The organism is Bacillus sp. EAC (assembly GCF_002156875.1).
Classification (GTDB): Bacteria; Bacillota; Bacilli; order Bacillales; family Bacillaceae_G; genus Gottfriedia.
Window position 1 is genome coordinate 82,995 of sequence record NZ_NCSY01000006.1, and the last position, 26,024, is coordinate 109,018.

Annotated in this window: 27 protein-coding genes; 8 read left to right on the forward strand and 19 right to left on the reverse strand. The window is 32.4% G+C overall.

From position 1 onward, the window contains the following. The first annotated feature begins 87 nt into the window (after nt 1–87). Entirely contained in the window at nt 88–312 is a 225-nt protein-coding gene (locus tag B7R65_RS11540) for a hypothetical protein (protein WP_088042937.1), read from the forward strand. A gap of 120 nt (nt 313–432) precedes the next feature. Here B7R65_RS11540 and B7R65_RS11545 read toward each other — a convergent pair whose 3' ends face one another. From B7R65_RS11545 to B7R65_RS11570, 6 genes are all read right to left on the reverse strand, one after another. Next, nucleotides 433–1,410: an electron transfer flavoprotein subunit alpha/FixB family protein gene (locus B7R65_RS11545; RefSeq protein WP_088042938.1), complete on the reverse strand. Its 978-nt coding sequence runs from the start codon at nt 1,408–1,410 to the stop codon at nt 433–435. Between the two features lie 58 nt (nt 1,411–1,468). Continuing rightward, a complete protein-coding gene (locus B7R65_RS11550) occupies nt 1,469–2,242 on the reverse strand; it encodes an electron transfer flavoprotein subunit beta/FixA family protein (RefSeq protein ID WP_088042939.1) in 774 nt (257 codons plus the stop codon). A gap of 56 nt (nt 2,243–2,298) precedes the next feature. After that, nucleotides 2,299–3,069, reverse strand: coding sequence for an enoyl-CoA hydratase (locus tag B7R65_RS11555; RefSeq protein WP_088042940.1), 771 nt, complete (start codon nt 3,067–3,069; stop codon nt 2,299–2,301). A 12-nt stretch (nt 3,070–3,081) separates the two neighbouring features. Then, nucleotides 3,082–3,693, reverse strand: a complete 612-nt coding sequence (locus B7R65_RS11560; protein WP_483861139.1) for a TetR/AcrR family transcriptional regulator — start codon at nt 3,691–3,693, stop codon at nt 3,082–3,084. 232 nt (nt 3,694–3,925) lie between these two features. After that, complete coding sequence (locus tag B7R65_RS11565) at nt 3,926–5,632, reverse strand: AMP-binding protein (RefSeq protein WP_088042942.1); 1,707 nt, start codon at nt 5,630–5,632, stop codon at nt 3,926–3,928. Between the two features lie 132 nt (nt 5,633–5,764). Next, nucleotides 5,765–6,574 carry a sugar nucleotide-binding protein gene (locus tag B7R65_RS11570; RefSeq protein WP_088042943.1) on the reverse strand — a complete coding sequence of 270 codons (810 nt, stop codon included), beginning with the start codon at nt 6,572–6,574 and terminating at the stop codon, nt 5,765–5,767. Nucleotides 6,575–6,932: 358 nt separating this feature from the next. Between B7R65_RS11570 and dat the strand changes: the two genes are divergently transcribed. After that, nucleotides 6,933–7,814, forward strand: coding sequence for a D-amino-acid transaminase (gene dat, locus B7R65_RS11575; protein WP_088042944.1), 882 nt, complete (start codon nt 6,933–6,935; stop codon nt 7,812–7,814). A 95-nt stretch (nt 7,815–7,909) separates the two neighbouring features. On the opposite strand, the gene B7R65_RS11580 is transcribed toward dat, so the two are convergent. The 5 genes from B7R65_RS11580 to B7R65_RS11600 all read right to left on the reverse strand — a co-directional run bounded on the left by B7R65_RS11580 (nt 7,910) and on the right by B7R65_RS11600 (nt 12,526). Further along, nucleotides 7,910–9,139, reverse strand: coding sequence for an ABC transporter permease (locus tag B7R65_RS11580; RefSeq protein ID WP_088042945.1), 1,230 nt, complete (start codon nt 9,137–9,139; stop codon nt 7,910–7,912). After that, entirely contained in the window at nt 9,140–10,024 is an 885-nt protein-coding gene (locus tag B7R65_RS11585) for an ABC transporter ATP-binding protein (RefSeq protein ID WP_088042946.1), read from the reverse strand. 461 nt (nt 10,025–10,485) lie between these two features. Next, a complete protein-coding gene (locus B7R65_RS11590; protein WP_088042947.1) occupies nt 10,486–10,887 on the reverse strand; it encodes a DUF350 domain-containing protein in 402 nt (133 codons plus the stop codon). A gap of 29 nt (nt 10,888–10,916) precedes the next feature. Beyond that, nucleotides 10,917–12,167: a glutathionylspermidine synthase family protein gene (locus B7R65_RS11595; RefSeq protein WP_088042948.1), complete on the reverse strand. Its 1,251-nt coding sequence runs from the start codon at nt 12,165–12,167 to the stop codon at nt 10,917–10,919. Nucleotides 12,168–12,169: 2 nt separating this feature from the next. Further along, a complete protein-coding gene (locus B7R65_RS11600; RefSeq protein WP_088042949.1) occupies nt 12,170–12,526 on the reverse strand; it encodes an aminotransferase yhxA in 357 nt (118 codons plus the stop codon). Between the two features lie 246 nt (nt 12,527–12,772). Between B7R65_RS11600 and B7R65_RS11605 the strand changes: the two genes are divergently transcribed. After that, a complete protein-coding gene (locus tag B7R65_RS11605) occupies nt 12,773–13,213 on the forward strand; it encodes a hypothetical protein (protein WP_088042950.1) in 441 nt (146 codons plus the stop codon). A gap of 242 nt (nt 13,214–13,455) precedes the next feature. Here B7R65_RS11605 and B7R65_RS11610 read toward each other — a convergent pair whose 3' ends face one another. The 6 genes from B7R65_RS11610 to zapA all read right to left on the reverse strand — a co-directional run bounded on the left by B7R65_RS11610 (nt 13,456) and on the right by zapA (nt 19,990). Then, on the reverse strand, nt 13,456–13,911 hold the full coding sequence (locus B7R65_RS11610; protein ID WP_088042951.1) for a GNAT family N-acetyltransferase: 456 nt from the start codon (nt 13,909–13,911) through the stop codon (nt 13,456–13,458). Nucleotides 13,912–13,924: 13 nt separating this feature from the next. Further along, the gene (locus B7R65_RS11615; RefSeq protein ID WP_179194845.1) at nt 13,925–14,791 is read right to left on the reverse strand and encodes an alpha/beta hydrolase; all 867 of its coding nucleotides are present in this window, start codon (nt 14,789–14,791) and stop codon (nt 13,925–13,927) included. A 249-nt stretch (nt 14,792–15,040) separates the two neighbouring features. Beyond that, nucleotides 15,041–17,395 (reverse strand): endonuclease MutS2, encoded by a 2,355-nt coding sequence (locus B7R65_RS11620; protein ID WP_088042953.1) that lies wholly within the window; start codon nt 17,393–17,395, stop codon nt 15,041–15,043. Between the two features lie 12 nt (nt 17,396–17,407). Further along, a complete protein-coding gene (polX, locus tag B7R65_RS11625) occupies nt 17,408–19,132 on the reverse strand; it encodes a DNA polymerase/3'-5' exonuclease PolX (RefSeq protein WP_088042954.1) in 1,725 nt (574 codons plus the stop codon). Nucleotides 19,133–19,185: 53 nt separating this feature from the next. Further along, complete coding sequence (locus B7R65_RS11630) at nt 19,186–19,713, reverse strand: CvpA family protein (protein ID WP_088042955.1); 528 nt, start codon at nt 19,711–19,713, stop codon at nt 19,186–19,188. Beyond that, nucleotides 19,706–19,990, reverse strand: coding sequence for a cell division protein ZapA (zapA, locus tag B7R65_RS11635; RefSeq protein ID WP_088042956.1), 285 nt, complete (start codon nt 19,988–19,990; stop codon nt 19,706–19,708). Before zapA ends, B7R65_RS11630 begins: the two co-directional genes overlap by 8 nt. A 100-nt stretch (nt 19,991–20,090) precedes the next feature. On the opposite strand from zapA, the gene rnhC reads away from it, so the two are divergent. Beyond that, on the forward strand, nt 20,091–21,017 hold the full coding sequence (gene rnhC / locus B7R65_RS11640) for a ribonuclease HIII (RefSeq protein WP_088042957.1): 927 nt from the start codon (nt 20,091–20,093) through the stop codon (nt 21,015–21,017). Nucleotides 21,018–21,060: 43 nt separating this feature from the next. Here the strand turns inward: rnhC and B7R65_RS11645 are convergent, their stop codons facing one another. Beyond that, nucleotides 21,061–21,333 (reverse strand): hypothetical protein, encoded by a 273-nt coding sequence (locus B7R65_RS11645; protein WP_088042958.1) that lies wholly within the window; start codon nt 21,331–21,333, stop codon nt 21,061–21,063. A gap of 129 nt (nt 21,334–21,462) precedes the next feature. Here B7R65_RS11645 and B7R65_RS11650 point away from each other — a divergent pair, with 129 nt between their 5' ends. Genes B7R65_RS11650 through B7R65_RS11660 form a run of 3 tightly spaced genes read left to right on the forward strand, consistent with a single transcriptional unit; the run spans nt 21,463 to nt 22,960 of the window. Next, nucleotides 21,463–21,903, forward strand: coding sequence for a DinB family protein (locus tag B7R65_RS11650; RefSeq protein ID WP_088042959.1), 441 nt, complete (start codon nt 21,463–21,465; stop codon nt 21,901–21,903). Between the two features lie 15 nt (nt 21,904–21,918). Continuing rightward, nucleotides 21,919–22,410 (forward strand): PH domain-containing protein, encoded by a 492-nt coding sequence (locus B7R65_RS11655; RefSeq protein ID WP_088042960.1) that lies wholly within the window; start codon nt 21,919–21,921, stop codon nt 22,408–22,410. Then, on the forward strand, nt 22,388–22,960 hold the full coding sequence (locus B7R65_RS11660) for a GNAT family N-acetyltransferase (protein WP_088042961.1): 573 nt from the start codon (nt 22,388–22,390) through the stop codon (nt 22,958–22,960). The genes B7R65_RS11655 and B7R65_RS11660 overlap by 23 nt, the downstream gene beginning before the upstream one ends. 37 nt (nt 22,961–22,997) lie before the next feature. Here B7R65_RS11660 and B7R65_RS11665 read toward each other — a convergent pair whose 3' ends face one another. After that, nucleotides 22,998–23,612, reverse strand: coding sequence for a PH domain-containing protein (locus tag B7R65_RS11665; protein WP_088042962.1), 615 nt, complete (start codon nt 23,610–23,612; stop codon nt 22,998–23,000). A 192-nt stretch (nt 23,613–23,804) separates the two neighbouring features. Between B7R65_RS11665 and B7R65_RS11670 the strand changes: the two genes are divergently transcribed. Continuing rightward, on the forward strand, nt 23,805–26,024 hold the full coding sequence (locus B7R65_RS11670) for a heparinase II/III family protein (protein WP_088042963.1): 2,220 nt from the start codon (nt 23,805–23,807) through the stop codon (nt 26,022–26,024).

Consider the following 26,024-nt stretch of genomic DNA (forward strand, 5'->3'; position numbering starts at 1 on the left):
GACACCTTTTCTTTCAAAAATAGGCGAACTCTTATAATTAATTAATCGTACTATATTGTACATTGGTCTAGGAATAGGAGGAATCGTATGCATCCGTTTTGGAATTTCCCGCCGCAATACCCTACTAGAAATGGTCATGGTCATGTACAAATGGATAATCAGAACGTCATCCAAATGATTATGAATCTTGAAAATCAAATTGGAAACCTTGTTAAAGCGATTGAAGCAAATAATGAATTACTTCGATCAATTGAGCAAAAACAAAATCAAGTCGTCACAAGTGGCGGCGGCTCAGTCATTGTTAGAATGTAGTAAGTCAAAAAACATTATCTTAAATAGAAGGAAAAGAACAAAAAGGGACTTCATTCAAAATGAAGTCCTTTTTGTTGATAGCATTATTTCTAAATTGCTTTACTGTTTAGATCACACGTCTTACGAATTAACTAGAACTGCTTTAAATTCTTCTGTTAATAATGGTAATACTTCAAATAGATCTCCTACAATACCGTAGTCAGCTACTTTGAAGATATTTGCTTCAGGGTCTTTGTTGATAGCTACAATAACTTTTGAGTTCGACATACCAGCTAAATGCTGAATGGCACCAGAAATACCACATGCAATATATAAATCAGGCGTAACTACTTTACCAGTTTGACCAATTTGTAATGAGTAATCACAGTAATTAGCGTCGCATGCACCACGCGATGCTCCTACAGCTGCGCCTAATACAGTTGCTAATTCTTTTAATGGATTAAAGCCTTCTTCACTCTTCACTCCACGTCCGCCAGCAACAACGATTTTTGCTTCTGAAAGATCTACACCTTCACTCGCTTTACGTACCACATCTTTAACGATTGAACGTAAGTCTTTAATTTCAACTGTTACAGATGTAACATCTCCTGTACGAGAAGTATCTTTTTCTAGTGGAGCGATATTATTTGGACGAATTGTCGCAAATATGAAAGGATCGACCATTACTTTTTTCTCGAACGCTTTACCAGAGTAAATTGGGCGAGTAAATATAACATTTCCACCAGCTAATTCAATAGCAGTTACGTCAGATATAAGACCACTTTGAAGTCTAGCAGCTAGTTTAGGTGATAAGTCTTTACCTAAAGCTGTATGACCTATTACAAGTCCTTCTGGTTTTTCTTGTTCAATTACTGCAAGAAGTGCTTGAGAATAGCCATCAGAAGTATATGAAGCTAATTTTGCATCTTCAACAACGATTGCGCGATCTGCTCCAAATTGAATCATTTCACTTGCTAATGCATTTACTGATTGACCTACTATAACGGCAACAACTTCTCCACCTTCAGCAATTGTCTTAGCCGTACTTACTGCCTCGAATGAAACATTACGTAGTGAACCTTCGCGAACTTCGCCTAATACTAATACTTTACGTGACATGTTATTTCCCTCCAAAATTTTCTATTACTCTATTATTCTGTTCCAATATTCTAATAAATTAGATTACTTTTGCTTCTGAGCGTAATAAAGATACTAGTTCTTTTACTTGATCAGCTAAGTCACCAGAAAGTACTTTACCAGCTTCTTTTTTAGCAGGTAAATAAATTTCGATTGTTTTTGTTTTAGCTTGAACATCATCTTCTTCTAAATCTAAATCATCTAATTCAAGTTCATCTAAAGGTTTTTTCTTAGCTTTCATAATACCTGGTAAAGAAGGATAACGTGGTTCGTTCAGCCCTTGTTGAGCAGTAATTAATAAAGGTAGAGATGTTTCGATAATTTCTGTATCCCCCTCTACATCACGCTCAATTGTAACTGTTGTCCCACTGATTTCTAATTTAGTAATTGTAGTCACGTAAGGAATATTTAACAATTCTGCGACGCGAGGTCCTACTTGACCAGTTCCACCATCAATTGCAACATTTCCAGCTAAAATAATTGAAGGGTCTTTGTCTTCTAAATATTTAGCAATAAGTGTAGATGTTGTGAATTGATCACTATTTTCTACATCATCTTCAACGTTAATTAAAACAGCTTTATCAGCTCCCATTGCTAATGCAGTGCGAAGTTCTTTTTCGCTATCTTCATTTCCAATTGTAACTATAGTAACTTCACCACCGTGAGTATCGCGGATTTGAATTGCTTCTTCAACTGCATACTCATCGTATGGATTTATAATAAATTCAGCGCCATCCTCTTGAATCGCACCATTTGAAATTGTAATCTTTTCTTCAGTATCAAACGTTCTTTTTAATAGTACATAAATGTTCATCATTAAACCCTCCTAGGATATGTTAACTACATCTATTTTTTAAAATATTAAACTACTTATTTATTAAAAACAGGTTTTCTTTTTTCTAAAAATGCCGTAATTCCTTCTTTTGCATCAATAGTAGTGAAGATTTCACCAAATAATCTCGATTCTTCTTCAACAGCTTCATGATAAGCAGAAGTTCTAGTAGATGATAGTAGTTGAATCACATATTCAATTGATTGTTTGCTTTTTTGAGAAATTTTCATTGCTAAATTTTTAGCTTCTTCTAATAAATTTTCTTCAGGCACAACAATCGTTGCTAAGCCGTACTTACCAGCTTCGACTCCAGAAATTGGTTCAGCTGTTGCCAACATCACTAACGCTTTGTCTCTACCAACGTAACGTGGAAGTCGTTGTGTACCTGCAAACCCTGGGATAATCCCTAAATTTAATTCAGGTAATCCAAGTTTGGCATTCTCTGCAACAATTCGAATATGACAGCTCATTGCAAATTCAAGTCCTCCACCTAATGCCGCACCATGAATTGCTGCAATGATAGGTTTAGGGAAATTTTCAACACGGTCAAATACTAATTGGCCTTTTCTTGCAACAGCTGCTGCATCTTCCGCACTTTTGAACGAAGTAAATTCTTTAATATCCGCACCAGCAGAAAAAAATCTACCTTCTCCATGGAATACTAGAACTCTTACATCATCATTTTTTTCTAATTCATTTAACTGTTGAACTATATCAGCAAATACTACTGATGACATTGCATTTGCTGGTGGATTTTGAATTGTTAAAATTGCTACACCATTCGAAATTGAACATTGAAGTAAGCTCACAACTTTTCCTCCCTATTGTCCTATTGTACTAGAACGTTCTTTTTGATACCCGCACCCTCTTATTAATAATTGGTGAACTCTCTCGGCATTTGCTTGTAGACTTTGATTTTGCCCAGTCATTACCCAATGAGTCATCACTTCATCAATTGTGCCAAATATCATTTGTCTAGCCAAACGAATATCTAATTGATTATCAAACAAACCTTCTTTTACACCTTCATTTAAAATTGAATCAATGATATGTAAATATTCTCTAAGTACCTCATTAATCCTTAAACGAAGGTCTAAATTTGTTTGTCTAACTTCTAATTGCATGACGATAGCTAAATTTGAATCCTTCGACATTTCATGAAAATGAGTTTTCACCAACGTTAATAATTTCGATACCGCGTCAGGATTACCTGCAATTTCTTCACGAATTTTTTCGGAAAACATACCCATTTTTTCTTCAAATAAAGAAATTAAGATAGATTCTTTATTTTTAAAATATAAATAGATCGTTCCATCAGCTACTCCAGCTTGTTTCGCAATTTTTGATACTTGCGCTTGATGGTAACCGTTTTCAGCAATAACTATAACAGCAGCATCAATTATTTGTTTATATTTTGGTTTATCTCTTTTCATCTTCGTATACTCCTTTAACAGTGAATGAATCATCATTCATATTTTCATAATACTAACTTATCAGAAAATTGTCAATTGTCCTTTAATACATTTTTCTGTAAAAAACATGAACCATCATTCTAACTATATTTTTTATTTATTTTACCATTCTTCACTATTCTAGTTTGGTAGAATTTCAAAAAAATATTAATAAAAATAGGGATGTAGGAAATAACATCCCTTAAATAAATTTTTATGATAATTTTTCTTCAGTATCTTCATTTTCACTATTTCTTTGTTTTTCTTCTTCCACTAATGTTCTTCTTAATATTTTACCAATCGCAGTTTTTGGAAGTTCATTTCTAAACTCATAATGTCTTGGTACTTTATAAGCAGCCAAATATTTACGACTAAATTCATCTAGTTCGGCCTCAGTAACAAATTTACCTTCTTTTAAAACAATAAATGCCTTAACTGTTTCACCACGATATGGATCTGGAATTCCGATTACAACAGTTTCCTGTACTGCTTCATGTTCATATAATACTTCTTCTACATCTCTTGGATAAACATTAAATCCACCAGCATTAATCATGTCTTTCTTCCGATCAACAATATAAAAGAAGCCTTCTTCATCCATATATCCTAAATCTCCAGTGAACAACCAACCATCTTTTAACGTTGCAGCCGTTTCCTCAGGACGATTCCAATACCCTTTCATTACCTGAGGACCAGAGACGATTAATTCACCGATTTCTCGAACTGGTACTTCTTCTCCCGTTTCCAATGAAACAATTTTAGCGTCCGTATTCGGCCATGGAACTCCTATACTTCCTGAAACTCGTTTATCCCAAAGAAAATTACTATGAGTTATTGGAGAAGCTTCTGATAATCCATAACCTTCTACTAATTTCCCGCCTGTCACTTTTTCAAATTGTTCCTGCACCTCTACTGGTAATGCTGCTGAACCGCTCAAGCAAGAGTGTATACAAGAAATATCATATTTTGAAAGATCAGGGTGATTTAATAAAGCAATATACATTGTCGGTGCACCAGGAAACAGTGTTGGTCGATATTTCTTAATGGCTTCAAGCATTTGAGAAGCATCAAATTTAGGTATTATAATCATTTCGTATGCGCACATAATCGAAAGATTCATACAAGCAGTCATTCCATAAACATGGAAAAATGGTAATACAGTTAGAATTTTTTCTTGTCCTTTACGGCTTTTATATAACCATTTTTCAGACATTAGTGTATTTGATGCCAAGTTTTTATGAGTTAACATTACCCCTTTTGGAAAACCAGTTGTTCCACCCGTATATTGAAGAATAGCCACATCATCTATACTTGTATTTGATAAATCCGTCTCAATCGGAGCTGATACTTGCATTATATAATTAAATTGGTGAATTGAATGATCTGATGGAATTTCAGGTGCTTTAGGTTGCTTAGAAAGTGGGTATAGAATTTTTTTTACAAACGGTAGATAATCTCTAACTCCAGTAACGAAAATATGCTGAAGGTTAGTCGCTTTTTTTACTGAGTAAACTCTATTAATCAATAAATCTAAACAAATAATAGCAACTGCTCCGCTATCGTTCATTTGGTATTCTAATTCACGTTCGGTATATAGGGGATTTGTTTGAACAATAATTGCATCAGCAAAAAGTATACCGTAATATGCAATGACTGCTTGAGGACTATTTGGTAACATGATTGCAACTCGATCACCTTTTTTAATACCTAAGTTTCGTAAATAATTTGCAAATCGTAAAGATTGAATATAAATTTCATTAAACGTCATTTCTTTCCCAAGGAAATTAAGCGCTTTCTTATTAGGATATTTTAAAGCAGTCTTTTTTAAATAAATTGGAAGAAGTTCAAAATCGTCGTCTAATGTTGTTGGTATTTGCTCAGGATATTGACTCACCCATGGTTTTACTCTTAGTTCCTCCATACCATTCACCACCAGTAGTTTTATAGTAAGTTCATACTAAAATTAGTATATGACAGTAATTATCTACGCACAATCAAAATATTAAGAATATTTAATCTTTTAAGTCAATAATGTGATTTTCTGATTGTCTTATCAGTTGACAAGTTCCTTAATCAACGTTTCATTTTGATAGTTAAAATCGGAAGGAAGATCGTTTCGGTTAATTAATAAACCAAAATTATATTCTTCTACATTTTCTAGTTTTAAAGATTTTACTTTTGCTTCAGAAGAGATCTGTGCAATTAGGTTATTAATGAATGCATATTGAGATTCAATAACTGTTGTTGCTAGATGAAACGTTCCTTTTAAATCATTTTCTATAATCATGCGAGCTTGTTTGGCAATTCTGTTGTCTAAAGCATGATTTAAATAGATATTTTCATAAGCTTCAATTTCCAATGCATTCTTAATTTTATCCTTTATTTCATTTAATCTAGGAGAATTTTGCCCCCAAACCATTGGCAGCCTTAAAATGATCCCGCGTTCACCTAATTCTTCTTTAATAAGATTCTCGCAGTTAATCTTAAATTGACCATAATCAGATTCGGCACGAGGCAAATCGTCTTCCGCATGATGCTTTGTTACTTCACCATCAAAAACATTCGTCGTTGAACAAAATAAAAATTTCGTTGAAGTGGATTTTATTTTATTTACGATATTCTTGTGTGCTTCTATTTGAGTAGTAAAATCTCCTCTTAAGCATGAGATAATAATATTCGGATTAATCTTTTCAATCCAATCCGAAATTTTCTTATATTCATCTATATTCCATTGAAGTTGGAATGAATCTGCAATTTCTAATTTTGTTTGATTATATGTACCATATACCTCATAAGTTGAAGATAATTCCTTCGTTAAAGCTTTCCCAACTAGTCCACTTGCTCCTAATATTAATATTTTCATAGTTGCATCTCCTTTTTACAAAATATTTAAATGACTTGTGTTATATTGAATGTAACACAAATAATCTTATTATTAAAAATTTATTTTTTTATCTGTTTTCATATTCTTTGTTGCTATTTATCTTGTAGAATAGTTGATTTCAACTTTAGGATGCTCGCTTTCCTTTTGGCAGGCGGAGAGCCTGCTTTAGCGCATTCTAGTCTAAGGTGTCTCACCTTCCTGCTATTCCCACTGAAGTATCGCACCTTCTGTTCCAATCAACTTCTTTATTAACAGTTTGCTTTAAAACCACATTCTTTTTGAAGAGAGTTTTGTTTTTTTCTGCCTATATTTAAAATGTTAAAGGAGTGAGAATGATATGAAAACGAAAGTTCTATTAAATAATCGCATTGTCGATTTAAAATCAGCAAGTATCAATATTTTAGATCGAGGTTACCAATTTGGAGATGGAGTCTATGAAGTTATTCGTTTCTATAACAAGTCTTTCTTTGAACTAGAGGCGCATTTAATCCGATTGAAGGAAAGCTGTGAAAAAATATTAATTCCTTTTAAAATGCATATAAAGAAACTCGAAAGTGATTTAGTGTATTTAATGAACACTTGTGACTACAATAACGGCTATGTTTACATTCAGATAAGTCGAGGGGTCATGGATCGAAACCATATATATCAAGAAGAATCTAACCTAAAGCCACAGTTGATTGCTTATACAGTAAAAGAGGATAAAAGACCAATACAACAAATGGAAAAAGGAATTGCTGGATATATTACAAATGACATTCGATGGCTCCGCTGTGATATTAAAAGTTTAAATTTACTTGGCAGTGTGCTTACTAAAAACGAAGCCTATTCAAAAGGGGCAAAAGAAGCAATTTTACACAGAGATGGTGTTGTTACAGAAGGTTCTGCTACAAATGTTTTTATGGTTAAGGATTCTGTTTTGTATACTCATCCTGCAAATAACTTGATTCTAAATGGAATCACTAGACGAGTCATAATTGATATCGCTAAGAATGAGGGTATAGAAGTAAAAGAAACTGCTTTTACAATCGATCAATTACTCAAAGCTGACGAAGCATTTACCTCTGCTTCTGTTTCTGAAATTTGCCCTATTGTTTCTCTTATATTAGATGATAAAACGTATACTGTAAGTACTGGAAAACGTGGTGCTATCACAGAAAGAATTCAAGATGCTTATACTAATTTAATTGAAAAAATCCCTCAGGATTTTCATATGTAAAAAAGGATACTATTCGCATCCTTTTAGTCTAAATCTTGTATTTAGGGGAAATTATCTACACATTAAAAGGGATGCTATTCGCATCCCTTTTTTGATTATTGTCTTTTTAGAAGTCTTCCTACGTCTTTCCATTTTACCTTTTCGCTGTAATACATTACTCCGTTTACATAGATACGACTAGCAACTCTAGTTAAAATTGCAATCGTAACGACTAAAATGATAATACTTGCACTTACCTCAAAGAAGTTCATTTCACCACTCACAAAACGCGAGAATGCTACTAGAGGAGCAAAAAATGGTATATACGAGCTTATTTGTACAAATGTACCATTTGGATTCACTAATGCATTTATGCTAATGAAAAATGCTGCTACTACTAAAATTGTAAGAGGCATCAATACCATTTGAAGCTCTTCTGTTCTAGAAACGACAGATCCAATTGCTGCGTAAAGCAAGCCATAGATAAAATAACCTAAGAGGAAGTAAACAACAAAGGCTACAATTGTTGCAAAGCTTAATGAGTCCAAATTAATTTTAGTCCCAAAAAATGATAAAGCATCAAGATTAACCCAATCTAATAGATAAGCAAACAAAAATCCTATTCCTAAAACACCTAATTGTACACATGCTACACAAAATACTGCGATTACTCGACCGTATAATGTCACGACAGGGCTAACTTTAGGTAATAAAACTTCCATTACTCTTGATGATTTTTCAGCAACGATCCCTGTAGCAATTGAATTCCCATAAATTAATAGAAACATATATAATAAAAATCCAAAAAAGTATGCTATTCCGAATGTAGCCATAGGATCCTTTAGTACTTCTTCGTTCACTTCTACTTTTTGTAATAATTTTGTAGCTGCTTCAGGAGAAAGTTTAAGATCTTGAGCAGTTTTCGTTAAATAATTTTGCTGTAGTGTCATATTTAGACTAGAAATGACTTCATTATTTGAAAACTTTTTATATGTATATTGAACAGTCGGAACATCGTTTTTTTCTGAAATAACAATTAAACCATCTTTAGTTTCATCAGATACTTGTTTTTTTATCTCTTTTTCTTGATTTGGATCAGCTTGCTCTATTGTTGCTGTTTTTATTAAATTGGACAAACTCCTCTTATCTAATTTGTAGCTTGCCGTCTCATTTATAATAACAATTTTATCCTTCTCTTCTTTACCTTTTTCAGAAGTCGCAAAGTATTTCTGTATTCCAAATAACCCTACAACTAATACAAATAAGATTACACTCATAATCATAGTTGCTTTTGCCATTAACCCTTCACGTAAATGAAATAAAAAGACCGTTTTAAATTTATTCATTTATTTCGCCCTCTCAATAAAGATATCATTTAGTGTTGGTTCTAATAATTGGAATTTTCGAATAGAACCTACTTCTGACTTGATATGATTTAAAATGTTAAATGCTTCTTCATCACTTTTAACCTTTACATATATTCCTAGTTGTTTACTTTCAAAATTAATTTCAAGTGAGTTTAAGATATTCTTAGTCGAATCAATATCTTCAAGTATTAAATTTCGATATCCATACTCTTCTTTTAAACTAGTTAAGCTTCCTTCAGCTACTACATTTCCATTTTTCAAAATACAAACATGCTCACAGAATGCTTCCACTTGATCCATTCGATGACTAGATAATACAATTGTCTTTCCTTTTTTAATTTCTTCAGAAAGAATGGTTGCCATTAATTCTGCGTTAACTGGATCTAATCCACTAAATGGTTCATCTAAAATAATTAACTCTGGGTTATGTAATAGCGTTACAATTAACTGGATTTTTTGCTGATTCCCTTTCGAAAGCTCTCCAGCTTTTTTATGACGATAGTGTGGTATTTCTAACCTTTCTAACCAATAAGTTATCGCTTCATCTAGCTCTTTGTTCGACATTCCTTCCAATTTCCCAAAGTATTTAAGCTGGTCTACTACCTTACTTTTTGTATATAATCCTCTTTCTTCAGGTAGATAGCCTACTTTTACTTTTGAAGATTGAAACGACCTTCCATTCCATTTCATTTCCCCACTTGTTGGTGTGAGAAGACCTAAAATCATTTTAATCGTAGTAGTTTTGCCAGCACCATTCCTACCTAATAAACCAAGTACTCTTCCTGTAGGTAAAGATAATGACAATTGATTAACTGCAATCGTTTCACCAAATTTTTTTGACAGTTGCTCGATTTCTAGTGTCATATATTGGCCTCCTTTAAAAAGCTGTTTATATACATATAGTTTAAGCATACATTTAATTTACCTTTAGCAAAAGGGAAAAAATGTAAAATTACAAAAAGTTTTAAACTCCGTTAAAGTTTAAATTTGATACCATTAGACTCCTGCAGAAAAACCAGATTACCAAAATCCATAAAATGGTACTAATAAGAAGTCTCGGTGGTTCGTCTCCGGAAACACTAATGATTTTTAACGTAATACATGATGATTAAGTTGATTGGAACGGAAGGTGCTTGACACCTGTTGGAGTTGCGGGAAGGGTGATAGCCCGCAGACGCGAATGGGTCGAGGAGGCTCACCTATCGCCCCACTAAAAAGCAAGCATCCTGGAGTGGAAATCAACAAAGATTCCACTTAAATATAATCAAAGTTTAAAAGAACCCCCAAAAAAGAGAATGCCAACTCCAGCATTCTCTAAATTTAAATTAATACGAAATACTACCTGAAATTAATAAACCAACTGTCACACTTAATGTTAATAATAAAATTGCTACTGCAATATTTCCTTCTTCCACCTTTTTTGCAAAAGAAATTTTCGGGAATAAAATAAACTCAGCGATCCAATATGTAATCATCTGTGCTACTACACCAAAAAAGCTCCACAAAATGAAATCTGTAAAATTAACTGAGTATTTCGCAGCTGACATGATGACAATTGCTAAACCAACTAATTTTCCAGCTAATTTTAATGCAACAGCTATATTTCCATCTTCTAATATCAATTTTTGTTCACTCATTTTAGTTGTAAAAGTAAAAGCTATAAACCCAATAAATAAAATAATAAGTCCTGTGACTAAATATAATAATGTACTTAAAATACTATCCATTTACAAACTCATCTCCTAATACTATGTTTTTATTTTTCTTCTAAATGCTCGATCAATCCAACTGGTAAAAAACAACTTTCATTACCTGTTATAAGATTTCCTGCACGAACGCCAATCGCACCAGCTTCTTCTTTAATAAGAAAACTTCCTACTAAAATATGTAACTCTATTAATCCTTCAGGAGTCATCACTTTTTTCTTAGGTAATGGCGCAAACTGCTGATATACCATCACTTGATTTTGATAGGTATTCTGCTTACTTTGCTGATTACAATCACCATCTATTATTCTTATTGTATCTCCCTCACGTCCAAAAGCTGGCTTCTCAACGTACGCAAGATTATTTTCAATAAAATAATCCGGTTCTAGGTAAGTTGGTAAAAAGTGCTTCTCAATAATGTTATGTTCTTCACTTGTAAATAAATCTGAGCCTTCAGTATGCAGGTTCCAAATTAATGATTGAACTGCCTTTGATTGAAGTAAAAAGGAAGATATTGGATTTAGAATAATTAACTTTCCACTTTTTACAAGCTCTAATAAGGCCAAGCCAATTAAAGTCCCATCTGGAGATTTATCTAACTCCATATGTTCAAGTGGATAAGTTTGTCGATAAAGAACGTGGATCTGTTCGCCATTTGGAGTAAATAGCCCTTTATTTTCAATGATCTGTAATTCAACTAGTGGCACTAACTGACTCTCACCATGATACAGAGATTGTAGATATTGTGTTGTTTTCCAATCCTCCTCATGATCACCATGAGCTGTAAATACTACAATTGGTTTTTCTAGTCTATTAATACTTTTTGATATGACTTGATTTAAAACGTTTGATAATTGTTTTTCACTTTTCCCGTTCGGATTTTCCACATTAAAATGCTCTGATACAAATCCATTTACATGATGAGTCTCCATAATAAATGTAGGTGTGTCACTGTTACATTCGAAATGTTTCCATCCGTCAACAGTTTGAACAAGGTCAATTCTTCTAATAATCCCTTCGCTTTCCATCGTTTTTTGACGTAGAAAAGGTACAATTTCCTTCGAATATCCAAGTAAATAGAATATATCATCTGGAAGTTGCCTCATTAAACGAGCAGTTTTATCGTAAATTTCCCCAATTTGTTCAGTAATTATATGAATTTCTTCGACTTCTAATTTTGTTATTGGATAAATATCTAATAGAGCATAATACGTATTTTGTAAATCAGCCCAAAAATCGGGAAGTCTTTTATAAAATTCTTCTCGACTTCGCTGATGTTTTTTTAAATTGGATTTATCCATTCTTAACCACCAAATCCCCCAAACGATCCTTTACCAAAACCACCTTTAGAAGATGAACTATGACCAGCAAATTTACTAGAGGTTTTATAGCTTTTATATGAACTGCTTCCATGTAATGACTTTCTCGAGGGATAAAAAAATCCTCCATGGTAATAACTGTGATAATGGGAACTAGTACTGTCATCACATACCCAAACACCTTCATCATCATCAAACTCCCAATCACGGCAATCATCATTTTGAGGCTTATCTGGTCTATCTGCAGTTTGTGACGAACCACAACCTGCTAATGAAGTTACTACTATTCCTCCTGTTAGTGCAACACTAACTTTTTTCATTAATAATGATGTTTTAGACATACGTATCTCCTCTTTATGATTAAAGTTATTCACTACTATAGTAAACTATCTTATCTCTTAAAGTATATAAAAAGTATGATTCAATTTAACGATATTTTAATTATTTCAGTGATTTCTTTTACCCATTGTAGCAACTTGAAATGCCACTTCCAAAACTTCCCCTCATCATGAAATAAATTCATACTTCCCTATCCTAAAGTGTGTTATATAATTATGTATATACAAATATTAAAGGAGTTTGAACTTATGTTTAATACAAACAACATATTTGTTCTTGAATATAGATTAATCGATGGTGATCTAATTCGACCAATCTATCATTTTCCATTTTTATCTAAAGTACAAATTTTTACTAGAAGACATTGTGATTATTTTATTTTAAATGGTTTCGTTTATGAAAATAGAGGATCATATATTGAAAATGATCGGTATGTAATTGAAGTTATTGGATCAGAGATAGAAAACACCCCGTTTTACCAGGTTAAGAGGCCAATCGGAATTGAAATAAGGGATGTAGATACTTTTGAAGAAATCCATTTTTTTGAAAGTGAAGATGAGCTGGATCTATACTCATGGTTGCAATCAACTTATATTACAATCAATAATCAAATTTATGAACAAACTTCAAATGAAGTCGATCAAGACCGTGATACATATGTAATGTACGTCAAACCTTTTACTGATTAAAAAAATGGAGCTACCAAGCCTACTAAAAAGGTAGCTCCATTTTTTGCTATTTTCGTAAACTTTGATGCAAGTAAACATTGAGACCTGTAGATTTCCACTCCAGAATGCTCACTTTCCATGGGACGGCGGTGAGCTCATGAAATCAAGTATGTAGGGTCTCATCTTCCGCTTCAATCATTTTCTATATTAACCGAATACTTAAACGAAACCTTAAAAAACAAAAATCTTTTAGAGGAAAGCCATTATAAAACTTGTTCAAGCTTGATTAAATCTTTGCATTGAATTCCATTTTCCCATATCTCATCTTTATAATTTTTAATAAAGAAATCTTTGAAAATATTCGATATTTGAAATCCACATTTTTTATATAAGGCTAACTGTAATGTACTTGAGTTCCCAGTACATATAAAAATTTTTGAATAACCAAGTATTTTAGCTTCTTTAATCCCAAAATTTATTAATTTTTTTCCAAAACCTCTTCCCTGAAACGAGGATTCAATTGCAATATTCTTAATCTCAACTTCTTCTTTAGAAATTTCAAATAAAACAATAATCCCCATTAATGAATTATCTTCTAAAACTTCATAAATCTTACTTTTATGAATATACATCTCTACCATTTTTTTTGACGGATCAGCTAGTAATAAGAGACTCCAATGTTTATTTGTAAGATTTTTAGTTTTATTTATTGTTAACATGACCATTCCTACTTTATTTTTTTAATCTAGCTTTTAAAAAATTAATCGTATCATTTGTAGACTTCTGGATGGAAAGATTCGTAAATCCATGATTTCCGTTTTTTAATGCGATTAAGGTTACTTTTTTGGGATTTTTTTTAGCAAACTTCTCTGATTGACTAAAAGGAACTAGTGCGTCTCCCGTCCCATGAACAATAAAGATTGGAATTTTTGCTTGTTTAACATATTGGATTGGGCTCATACGATTATATTCATCTGTCATTTGCTCAACCGTACTATTCATGTAGCTTTCAACTATTTCAGTACTTTTCAAGGAAGGTGATTGATGCATAGTCGTTAGATCTGAAATGGGATACCAGGCTATAATATAATTAATTTTATTTTGTATGTCTGGTTGAAGACCAGTCAATAACGCTAAGTGCCCTCCAGCAGATGCACCAGCAAGACCAATTTGCTTTCGATCGATACCTAATTCAGCTGAATTTTTATAAATAAAATTGATTGCCGATTTTACATCTCGTACAGGATAATTATACGAATATTCTTTTTGAGAATATAGGGTATAGTCAATGCTAATTGCAGTGTAACCGTCTTTTACAATTTCGTTAAATATTGTTTTCCAGCGTTTATTTAATTCTTTACTTCCGTATCTCCAAGATCCACCGTGTACAAAAATCAATGCAGGAGAAGGTCCATGATAATTTTTAGAACGGTATAGATCAAAGGTTTCCGGAAGTTCAACTGGATTAGTGTAGCGTACATTCCTTTGAACAATTATATCTTTATTCTCTTTAATCTGTTTCGGTGGATTATGTTGAAACAAATTAATGCCTACAAACGCAACGACAAAGATGATTAACGCTATAATGCCTTTCTTCAACTTCCATTTCACCTTTCTTCATATACTAAAAAGAGACTTACTAAATTATGAGTTCTCTATCAATTTTATGTAGTAATACTAATTTATACTCTACATAAACCGTTAGAAATCACATAATTTAGCAGCCTCTAAATTTGATTATTTAATGACTGTTACGTATAAAATTCCCCATAACAGAAACACAGCACATACGCCGAATAATATTTTAGCCAACTTTTCCATCATTGAACCCCTTTAGATCATATAACCTTATTTTAAATCCACTACTGTTACACCAATACCACCTTCAGAAGCAGCTCCATAACGGTATGATTTAACAGATCGATGATTTTTTAAATACTCCTGTACACCTTGTCTTAATGCTCCAGTTCCTTTTCCATGAATAATATTAATTCGAGGATAACCTGCTAAGAGGGCATCATCTATATATTTTTCAACCCGAATTAATGCATCTTCATATCGCTCTCCCCTTAGATCAAGTTCAAGATTAACATGGAAATCTTTCCCTTTTACAGCTGTAACAGTTCGTTCCTTCACAACTTTTGGTGAACTAATAAATTCAATATCGTTTTCTTTAACCTTCATCTTAATGATACCAAGTTGTACTTGCCACTCGCCACTACCTAATTGCTCAAGTAATGTACCTTTTTGATTAAAACTTAATACCTTTATCTCGTCACCTTCACGTAGCTTTCTTTGTTTCTTCTCAGCTACTTGAGGAACTGATTTTTTAGGAGCATAAGGAATTGCCCCTTCTAAACGAGTTCTAGCTTCAATTAATTCGTGATCTTTAATAGACGATAGTTCAAGGTTTTTCAGATTACGAAGCTCTTTAATAATATCCTCAGCTTCTTGTTGTGCAATCTTTACTCTCTTCTTCGCTTCATCCTGTGCTTCACGATATAAATCATCACGATGTTCATAGAAATCCATCATTTGCTTTTGCAAATCTTTGAAAATACGTTCTGACTCTTTACGGAAATCTTCAGCTTCCTTCCACTCAGTTTCAGCACCTTTTCTGCTTGCTTCTAACGATGCAATCATATTTTCAACTTCATTGCTTTCTTCACTCACATGATTTCTAGCTTTTTCAATGACTCTATTTGACAAGCCTAATCTTTTAGAAATCTCAAATGCATTACTTCTTCCAGGAACACCAATTAATAATCGATAAGTTGGACTCAAAGTTTCTACATCAAATTCTACACTTGCATTCATTACATGCTCACGATTATAGCTATATGCTTTAAGTTCAGGATAATGGGTAGTTGCAACAACTCTCGCACCAAAATCACTTACCTCATCTAAAATAGAAATAGCCAAAGCTGCTCCTTCTTGCGGATCAGTTCCTGCTCCTAATTCGTCAAACAATACTAAGCTATTTTGATCAACATTTTTCAAAATGTCTACAATATTAACCATATGAGAAGAGAATGTACTTAAGCTTTGTTCAATCGATTGCTCATCACCTATATCAGCAAATATTTGTTCAAACACACAAATTTCTGAACCATCAAGTGCTGGAATCTGTAGACCTGACTGCGCCATAAGTACACAAATGCCAATTGTTTTTAAAGTTACTGTTTTACCGCCAGTATTCGGACCAGTAATAACAATCGTTGTAAAATCTTTTCCCAATTCAATATCATTAGCTACTACAACGTCTCTTGGAATAAGCGGGTGGCGTGCTTTTTTTAATTTAAAGTATCTCTCATTATTTAAAACAGGTTTACTAGCCTTTATCTTATGAGAGTAATTCGCTTTCGCAAATAAGAAATCCATCTCTGCAAGTATTTCTACATTTTGCAATAAGTCTGTTGATACTTCAGCAACTTGACCAGTTAATGCCATTAATATTTTCTCAATCTCTTGTTCTTCCTTAACCTTTGCTTCTTGTAAGCTATTATTTAATGTCACAACAGCTTGAGGTTCAATAAATAGGGTTTGTCCAGAAGATGATTGATCATGAACAATACCACCGTAAACATGGCGATATTCTTGCTTAACAGGAATAACAAAACGGTCATTACGTATTGTAACGATTGCATCAGATAACATTTTTTGCGCATTATTTCCTCTGGTTAAACTTTCTAACTTTTCACGAATGCGAGCCTCAGCTGTTCGAACTTGCTGGCGAATCGTTCGTAGGGTTACACTTGCATCGTCTAAAACCTCACCATTATCACCAATAGCAGATTTTATATTTTTATCTAGTTCCAATAAAGGAATAATTTGTTCATTTAATGATTCTAAATAAGGGATTTCAACTTCACTTTCTAGAAGCCCCTCAATAAAACGAATCATTTGACGCCCCGCATAAGTCACACCTGAGATTGCAATTAATTCAGAAGGCGATAGTGTTCCACCTATTTCTGCTCTCTTCACTTGCATTCTTATATCAGTTAGCCCTCCAAGTGGCACATTGCCACGTAAACGAATAACTTTAACTGCTTCGTCAGTTGATTCGTGTAACTCAACAACTTCATCATAATCCGTGCTAGGCATTAGATTTTTAATACGTTCTTTACCAAGCGATGATGAAGCATGTTTAAGTAATTGTTCTTTTATTTTATCGTACTCTAATACTCTTAATGTACGTTGCATTCCGTAACCTCCTTACACCCGATTACGTTTCCCTTCGATCAGAGCTAAAAGTTCATGTAATTCAAATGTATTTACAATATTTTCTCTTTTTAACCAGGCTTTTTTGGCTGCACTAACTCCAACTGTCATATGCTCTAACATTTCAAGGTTATGAGCATCAGTATTAATTGATATTTTCACACCAGCTTCTTGTGCCATTATTAGCATATCTTTATTTAAATCTAATCGATTAGGATTTGCATTTAATTCTAAAATTGTTCCTGTCTCTTTTGCTACAGCAATTAGTTTTTCAGCATTTACTTTATAACCAGCTCTTCTACCGATCTTACGGCCAGTAGGATGTCCAATCATACTAACATAAGGATTATTCATTGCATTTATTAAACGCATCATTATTGTTTCTTCGTCTTGACTAAAACTAGAATGAATTGATGCAATGACAAAATCCATCGAACGTAATACATCATCATCATAATCAAGTGAGCCATCAGGTAAAATATCCATTTCTACGCCGTGAAGAATCGTGAAATCAGTATATTTTTGATTGATACGTTGAATTTCTTCTTTTTGCTTCCATAAACGCTCCGGTGTTAACCCATTTGCAACCTTCAAATATTGAGAGTGATCTGTGATTGCAATATATCGATAACCTTTTGCTCGACAAGCCTCTGCCATTTCTTCAATTGAATATCCCCCGTCACTCCAAGTCGAATGCATATGAATATCAGATTTAATATCTGCTAATTGAATCAGAGGGTAATCTTTTGTAAACTTAGCAATCTCTTTACCATCTTCTCGTATTTCAGGTGGGAAACATGGTAAGTCAAAATGTGCATAAAAATCTTCTTCATTTTCAAATGTAAGAATTTCCCCGGTGTTTACATCTTCAACACCATACTCACTAATTTTTTCGTCTCGTTCTTTAGCTAGTTGACGCATTGCTACATTATGATCCTTTGAGCCAGTAAAATGATGAAGTGTGGACGCGAATTCCTTAGGTTGAATAATACGGAAATCAACCGAAATCTCATATTCAACTCCCTTTAAAACAAGTGATACTTTTGTATCACCTTGAGCAATTACACGTACAATATCAGGTATTGAAAGCAATTGCTCTTTAATACTTTCAGGATTATTTGAAGCAATGATAAAGTCTAAGTCTTTCACAGTTTCTCTAACACGACGTAAACTTCCAGCTCTTGAGTATTTTACAGCATCCTTCATCTCGGCTAAATATGCCTCAATTTTATCAGCAATTGGTAATACATCTGCTAAAGGTAAACGCTCAGGTTGTTTTCCATATTCCTCAATAGATTCTAAAATATTCTTTTCCGTTTTTTTTCCGAAACCAGCTAGTCCTTGAAGTTTCCCATCTTGGCATGCCTCTTTTAATTGATCCATGCTTTCAATCTTTAGTTCTTGGTATAGCTTAGCTACTTTTTTCCCACCTAAACCAGGTAGTCTTAACAAAGGAAGTAATGTTTTTGGTAAAGACTCTTGTAGTTCTTCTAGAACTGTACTTTTTCCGGTTTCTACATACTCTAAAATAACTGCTGAAGTTCCCTTGCCAATTCCCTTGATTGCGGTAAAGTCATCTATTTGTTCTAAACTTCTTTCATCTGTTTCTAATGCATTTGCTGCTTTACGGAAAGCTGAAATTTTAAATGCATTTTCACCTTTTAATTCTAGATAAGTTGCAATTTGCTCTAGTAATTTTATTAACTCTTTTTTATGCATCTCATTCACCTACTTTATTTGCTTTTTCATACAATTCGATCTTTCATTCTAAATTAATAGATGGTTGTACTTGAAATCCCGTTCCATAATTCCAATAGTTTGGCAGATACAATTGGTGTATTTTTCACCATAAAAAATACAATATTTGATTTATGTAACAATATATGTAGAGTTTCAATCGGAACAATTAAGGCAATGAATAAGGCCAAAACTAAAAATAAATAAACCTCCACAAAACCTAGTATTCCACCTAATAGAGAATTCACTTGTTTTAATATAGGTAACTGAAAAACTCCATTTAATAGAGAGCCTAAAAAAGAAATAACTAAACGTGTTCCAATAAATAAAATCGCGAAAGCAATGATTTCATAAATAAATTGTTCGAAATTATCTATTTGACTATTACTTATGTTAATTGGAAATAACTTTTTAAGTGATGTAGCCGTTTGTTCATAATAATGATAAGCTAGGTATAAGGATATTAAAAATCCAAGTATACGGATTAGGCTACTTATAAATCCCCTTCTCCATCCTGTAAAAATTCCCAGTATAAATATTGCGATTACAATTAAATCAATCATGTCTCTTCGTCTCACCTTTTGCTTCTTTTTCAAGCAGATTTTCGAGCATTTCTACTCTTTCTTTTAACTTCACATAATCACTTACTAGATTTATTGCTGTTAGAACCGCTAATTTATTTGAATCCAAGAATGGATTTTTTTGATTTATTTCTTTCATTTTTTCATCTACAATTGAGGCAACATGACGAATATGATTTGTAGATTCGTCACCTAGAATTGAATATTGTTGCCCATAAATAGTCACATTAAGTCTTTGTTTTGATGAAGAATTGGACAACTTAATACCTCCATTCGATTAAACATTCTAACTTTAACTATAACACGAAGTTCCATGCAAGTGAAAGGTTTGCTCATATTACAAAACAAAGGAGAAAATTATGTCTAACATTGTGTTAACGGTTTCCCAATCAACATTATTAAATATGAAGGAACATTATAAATCTAGTCTGCAATCAAAAGTCCCACAAGGTGGTATTTTCATGGCAAAACCAAATGGTTGCACCATTACTGCTTACAAATCTGGAAAAGTAATGTTTCAAGGCTCGAATTGTGAAATTGAAGTTAATAAATGGGAAGGAAAATCCGCAATATCTGCACCTAAAAAAACAAATGTTTCCAGTTCAAGTTTACCTGCAAATTTCTCAGAACTTGCTGTAATTGGTAGTGATGAGGTTGGAACAGGTGATTATTTTGGTCCAATGGCTGTAGTGGCTTCTTTTGTAGAACCTAGCCAGTTTGAATTGTTAAAAGAACTTGGTGTAAAGGATTCGAAAGAACTAAATGATGCGGAAATATCTAAAATTGCAAAGAAAATACTTCACGTCGTTCCGTATAGTCTCTTAGTTTTACATAATGAAAAATATAACGAAATGCAAGAAAAAGGCAACAATATGAACAAATTAAAAGCATTACTACATAATCAAGCAATTCGAAATATAATTAAAAAATTAGAAGGGAAGAATTATGACTCAATCCTAATTGATCAATTTACCCCTCCAAATTTATATTATAGCTATTTAAAAAATACAAAAGAAGTTATTCGCGATAAAGTTCAATTTGCTACTAAGGCAGAAGGACTGCATCTTTCTGTTGCTGTTTCTTCTATATTAGCTAGATATGCATTTTTACAACAAATGGATCTTTTAAGTGAAAAAGCAGGAATGACTTTACCAAAAGGCGCTGGCGCAAAAGTAGATCAAGTTGCTGCAAATTTTATCAAATTAAAAGGGTTTGATGCATTAAGGAGTTTTACAAAACTACATTTTGCGAATACCGAAAAAGCGTTAAAAATAGCAAAGAAATAGATTTATTAACAAAAAAAGCTGTATTCTAGATGATTTACATCACTTAGAATACAGCATCTACTATAAATAATAAAAAGCCTAAAAAACTCGCAACCTGTAATTGCCTCTTGTACCGAATCATTGGTCTGGAAAATAAAAAAAGACAGATCAAAAATCCAAAAGGAATTGGTAACCAAAATAAACGGAATGGTAAGGATGCTAGTACATAAAAACCAACTAGTTTAAACCCAAAATAATTTCCATCACGTTTTATTGTGTCTTTATAAAGTACTAAAAGCCCTACTAGTAACCCTACATAAAGTAAAAAAACAAACATTATGCACCTCCATGACTGTCCTACTATTAAACTATTCATCACAGGCTTGTCTAAAGCACTCATATATTAAAATGTTTGTACATATTCATTACTACATAACAAATAGAGACTTAATAAGGAGAAATTTTGATGAATAATCTAATAAACGAATTTGAAAGTCTAATCCAAACTGTCCCAAAACTAATGATGGCTTTAAGCAAGGCAGACTATAAAGCTAACCCAACTAAATGGTCTAAAAAAGAAATATTAGGTCATCTATGCGATTCAGCAACAATGAATCATAAACGATTTATTGAGAGATTAATCTCCAAAGATGAACTAACGTTAGAGCTTTATAATCAAAACCTTTGGGTAGAGTTAAATAACTACCAAAATAATTTCCCGCTTGAGGAAATACTTTCATTATGGGTTTCACTTAATAAACGAATATTGATTCTACTACGATCTATTTCTGAAGAGCAATGGAATTTACAATATAACGTCGATAAAAATAATCAAGTAACTCTAAGTTGGTTATTTACAGAATATATTGACCATTTGAAACATCATTTAAATCAAATAATAAATTAGAATTCAGGTGTTACGATGCGGTTTAAAGTGAAGAAAAATCCTGTTTTGGTTCTTATAATACTTGTCTTAATTCCAGGCATTTTTTCAATTCCAATTGCAAGTATAATAGAAGATGAAGCAATCTTATTTAGCTGTATTCTTTTCGTCTTTCTCTTACCTTTGATTATTTTTTTTATTTCTGCCCTTTTTAATTCTTATCACGAAATAACTGATACAGAATTTCGTTCTGTTTTTGGTTTTATAAAAATTAATATCCCTTTAAATGAAATTATTAAAGTAAGCTTTTCAAATAATCCTGTTTCTTCACCAGCATGGACATTTAAACGTTTAAAAATCGAATATAGAAAATATGATTTCGTCTTACTTTCACTACCAAGAGAAGAAGAATTTTTTTTGCAAACAATGATGACACGCTGTCCTAGTGCAGTAGTCATAAGCAGAAAAGCAGAAATAATCTCTACGAAATTACAAAAGGAGAATCAAGATGAAGATAGAGGACATTTTTAGTAATTTCCCTACACTTGAAAGCGAGCGTATACGATTAAGAAAACTGACATCACACGATGCTGAAAGCCTCTTTAATTATGCTTCAAACCCCGAAGTAACCAAATATGTAACATGGGAAACTCATCATACAATTGAAGATAGTAAACAATTTATTAACTACGTTCTGGAGCTCTACAAGGAGTCAAAAATTGCTCCTTTCGCAATTGAAGATAAATCAACAGGTAAATTAATCGGTACAGCAGACTTTGTATCATGGAATACAAATCATCATAATGGTGAAATTGGTTATGTTCTATCTCCAGATTATTGGGGAAAAGGTATCGTACCTGAAGTGGTAAATTTATTATTAAAATTTGGATTTAATCAAATGAATATGGAAAGAATTCAAGCGAGATGTTTCGTCGAGAATAATGCCTCTGAACGAGTTATGCAAAAAGTAGGAATGAAATTCGAAGGAATATCACGACATGCAATGTTTATAAAAGGACAATTCGTTGATTTAAAAATTTATGCAATTATTAAAAATGACTATCTATTACTAACAAAATAAAAGAACTCACATATGTGAGTTCTTTTATTTTGTCTATTTAATTATTAATATATTTTTCAAAAACATAACCAAAGTCTTTCACTTTATATTGCTCTCTAGACTTAGTTAACCATTCAAAAGTTGCTTCATTAATTTCTTTAAAGCTGTTTACGAGACTATTTTCATTCGTAGATACTCGGCTTAAGGTCGCAGATGCTATTTCAATACTTTCTTTCGCAAAACCTAGTGCTATTTCATTTTCATGACATATTTCTGCGATCATTAACAATGCTTTATATAGATCCTTTAATTCTTCTATATGTTTTTTATGAACATCGATTGAAAACTCTTTTCCACCTAGATTAAATTTTATTTCGACATCTAAATCAATTGTCCCAGCTGTTTCAAGAGTAACATGTGAAATTTTATGAGTGTAATAATTATATCGATACAGTGTACGTTTTTTACTAATTGCACTTGTACCATCTAAATGAATTAGTGCTTTATTCGTAAAGCAATACTCATCAGTTTTTGACTTAATTAGAAAATATACTTTTTCATCATCTTCATGCATTACATAATCATCAGAGTCAACCTTGTCATAATTTTTCGGATCAATCACACTACCTACATCACTTAATCCAAGCATATCTGCTGCAACTTTTCCAAACATAATAACTCCTCCTTCAATTACATTTCATCTTTATTATACATGATTCTATCCTTCTTCTCTCAAATTCTATTAATTCATAATCATTCCTTACACATTGTGAGATTTTTTAATTAATTGTAAGAATTGGTAAAAAATTCTAGCTTTTGTGTTGTATAATGTAGAAATTAATAGATTAATATTTTTGGAGGATTTATGAGAAATTTTATGATTGCTTTACTCAGTTTATCAATTTTCATTTCTACTTCCATCCATTCTTTTGCCGAAAAGAATAAAGAGATTTATCTAACTAAGAGAAGTTCAATTTCGGAAAAAACATTAGATTATGCAAATCAAATTCTAAATGGTGAACTTTTTGTTTCTCCAAACTATCCAGCTTATAAAGTAAATAAGTCAATAAACTGGAAAGAAGATCCCTACCATAAGACTACTTGGCGCTTATATTATCAAAGTATGGATACACTTAGCTATTTAACAAATGCATACGAAATGACAAATGATACAAAATATTTAAATTATGGTTTGAGCTTAATTCAGTCTTTTTGGCAATTCAATCATAACCCTGATAAGGCAACAGATTCATATACGTACGAAGCACATGCAATTGGAAACCGTACGAATAATTTAATGTATTTTTATCATTTTTATGCTAATTCCCCTATCGCTACAGAAAGCAATAAAAATTATCTAAAAACCATACTAAGAAAACACGGTAGAATCTTAAATGATTCAAAATACTATAATTTCCGTTCAAATCATGGAATATATCAAGACCGTGCATTACTTGAACTTTCCGCATACTTCCCAGCAGAAGATGAAAGTGTAGTCTGGAGAAAAAACGCTATAAATAGAACAAATGAGCATATTAAACGAGATTTTACTGAAGATGGCTTACATAAAGAACACAGTCCAATGTATTTTTCTATCGTTTTAGACTTAATAAATGATATGAATCAAATAGCCAAGGATAATGAATTATCAAAACTCATATTAAGAGCTCAAAATGCCTTTTCTAAGCTAGTTTTATCTGATTTTACACTTCCAGGGATAGGCGATTCAGATTATACCGACGCACCTACCACTACTACTTTTTCAGAGCTAGATCCTGAATATGAATATATTTTAACGCGTGGAAAAAATGGCAAACAACCCGCTCTAGTGAACAATATTTCTAATTCAGTAGTTGTGATCCGAGATGGCTTTGGATTGAACACTTCTTCAATCGTTTTTAATGCAAGTAATTTTAGTGCAGTCCACAAACATGCTGATGATTTATCTTTTCTATTAACGCAGAATGGACAACCGATTTTTATAGATAGTGGTAAATATAGTTATGATACGAAGGATCCTATCCAAAGGTATTTGCGTTCAACTTTTGCTCATAATGTTGTGACAGTGGATGGAAAATCATATCCAATTTCAATTGACAATGCAGGTAAAACGAAGATCTCAAATTTCATCGATAATTCTACTAGTGTCATAATTACTGGTGAACATACAATTTATAATGGGGTATCAGTATTTCGTACTTTAATATACTTAAAAGAAAAAAAAGTCATATTAATTCAGGATGAAATACTATCAGATATCTCTCACAAAACAAATCAAGTTTTTAATATCGCACAAGATCTTTTAACTCAAGCAATAAATCCTACTACCATTTTATTGAATAAAACAATTACGTTGAAACAACATAAGTCTTCAATTTTCACAGAATATTTTGGTCAAAGCTCGCCATTACGAGGATTTGCATCGACGAGTTTTAATCAATATTACCCGATAAAACAACTCGATTTCGAATCAAATGGTAAAAACATACAGTATTTTACTAGTATTAGTACGACTCCAATTACAGTATCTAATTTTTCACTTAAAGAAGACCAATACACTGTTACTTTGTCCGATGGTTCGATTTATAAAATTACCAAACCAATTACTACTCCATTTGTAAACGAAGTATCTGATCACAGTACTAAAATAAGCGGATTCACACAAGGAAAAGCACAAATAATTATCAATAACGGACAAAAACTAATTGCGCGAGGACAAGCAAACGCTTCTGGAAATTTTTCGATTAGAATTCCGTTACAGGTATCTGGTAGAACACTGACAATCACAGTAATAAATAAAAATTTACTTAATAGAGCTAAAAATGAAATTATCGTAAAAGATAAAACTGTACCCACTTTAGAAACAATCACATACAATCCGAAAACTAAAACAATAAGTGGGAAAACAGATAAAAATAGTAACATTACATTCAAAATTAATCAGAAAACATATTCAACTAAATCAGATATATTTGGCAATTTCACAATAAGATTTCCTGAATTAAAAAGCGGCTCTTCTATCACGGTAAACGCTACTGATTTAAGTGGCAATACTAGTATGACAAAAATTGTAAAGGTTCAGTAA

Coding starts and splice junctions, on each gene's coding strand:
- B7R65_RS11540 (WP_088042937.1), top strand. CDS start 88: ATGCATCCGTTTTGGAATTTCCCGCCGCAATACCCTACTAGAAATGGT.
- B7R65_RS11545 (WP_088042938.1), bottom strand. CDS start 1,410: ATGTCACGTAAAGTATTAGTATTAGGCGAAGTTCGCGAAGGTTCACTA.
- B7R65_RS11550 (WP_088042939.1), bottom strand. CDS start 2,242: ATGAACATTTATGTACTATTAAAAAGAACGTTTGATACTGAAGAAAAG.
- B7R65_RS11560 (WP_483861139.1), bottom strand. CDS start 3,693: ATGAAAAGAGATAAACCAAAATATAAACAAATAATTGATGCTGCTGTT.
- B7R65_RS11565 (WP_088042942.1), bottom strand. CDS start 5,632: ATGGAGGAACTAAGAGTAAAACCATGGGTGAGTCAATATCCTGAGCAA.
- B7R65_RS11570 (WP_088042943.1), bottom strand. CDS start 6,574: ATGAAAATATTAATATTAGGAGCAAGTGGACTAGTTGGGAAAGCTTTA.
- dat (WP_088042944.1), top strand. CDS start 6,933: ATGAAAACGAAAGTTCTATTAAATAATCGCATTGTCGATTTAAAATCA.
- B7R65_RS11580 (WP_088042945.1), bottom strand. CDS start 9,139: ATGAATAAATTTAAAACGGTCTTTTTATTTCATTTACGTGAAGGGTTA.
- B7R65_RS11585 (WP_088042946.1), bottom strand. CDS start 10,024: ATGACACTAGAAATCGAGCAACTGTCAAAAAAATTTGGTGAAACGATT.
- B7R65_RS11590 (WP_088042947.1), bottom strand. CDS start 10,887: ATGGATAGTATTTTAAGTACATTATTATATTTAGTCACAGGACTTATT.
- B7R65_RS11595 (WP_088042948.1), bottom strand. CDS start 12,167: ATGGATAAATCCAATTTAAAAAAACATCAGCGAAGTCGAGAAGAATTT.
- B7R65_RS11600 (WP_088042949.1), bottom strand. CDS start 12,526: ATGTCTAAAACATCATTATTAATGAAAAAAGTTAGTGTTGCACTAACA.
- B7R65_RS11605 (WP_088042950.1), top strand. CDS start 12,773: ATGTTTAATACAAACAACATATTTGTTCTTGAATATAGATTAATCGAT.
- B7R65_RS11610 (WP_088042951.1), bottom strand. CDS start 13,911: ATGTTAACAATAAATAAAACTAAAAATCTTACAAATAAACATTGGAGT.
- B7R65_RS11620 (WP_088042953.1), bottom strand. CDS start 17,395: ATGCAACGTACATTAAGAGTATTAGAGTACGATAAAATAAAAGAACAA.
- polX (WP_088042954.1), bottom strand. CDS start 19,132: ATGCATAAAAAAGAGTTAATAAAATTACTAGAGCAAATTGCAACTTAT.
- B7R65_RS11630 (WP_088042955.1), bottom strand. CDS start 19,713: ATGATTGATTTAATTGTAATCGCAATATTTATACTGGGAATTTTTACA.
- rnhC (WP_088042957.1), top strand. CDS start 20,091: ATGTCTAACATTGTGTTAACGGTTTCCCAATCAACATTATTAAATATG.
- B7R65_RS11645 (WP_088042958.1), bottom strand. CDS start 21,333: ATGTTTGTTTTTTTACTTTATGTAGGGTTACTAGTAGGGCTTTTAGTA.
- B7R65_RS11650 (WP_088042959.1), top strand. CDS start 21,463: ATGAATAATCTAATAAACGAATTTGAAAGTCTAATCCAAACTGTCCCA.
- B7R65_RS11655 (WP_088042960.1), top strand. CDS start 21,919: ATGCGGTTTAAAGTGAAGAAAAATCCTGTTTTGGTTCTTATAATACTT.
- B7R65_RS11660 (WP_088042961.1), top strand. CDS start 22,388: ATGAAGATAGAGGACATTTTTAGTAATTTCCCTACACTTGAAAGCGAG.
- B7R65_RS11665 (WP_088042962.1), bottom strand. CDS start 23,612: ATGTTTGGAAAAGTTGCAGCAGATATGCTTGGATTAAGTGATGTAGGT.
- B7R65_RS11670 (WP_088042963.1), top strand. CDS start 23,805: ATGAGAAATTTTATGATTGCTTTACTCAGTTTATCAATTTTCATTTCT.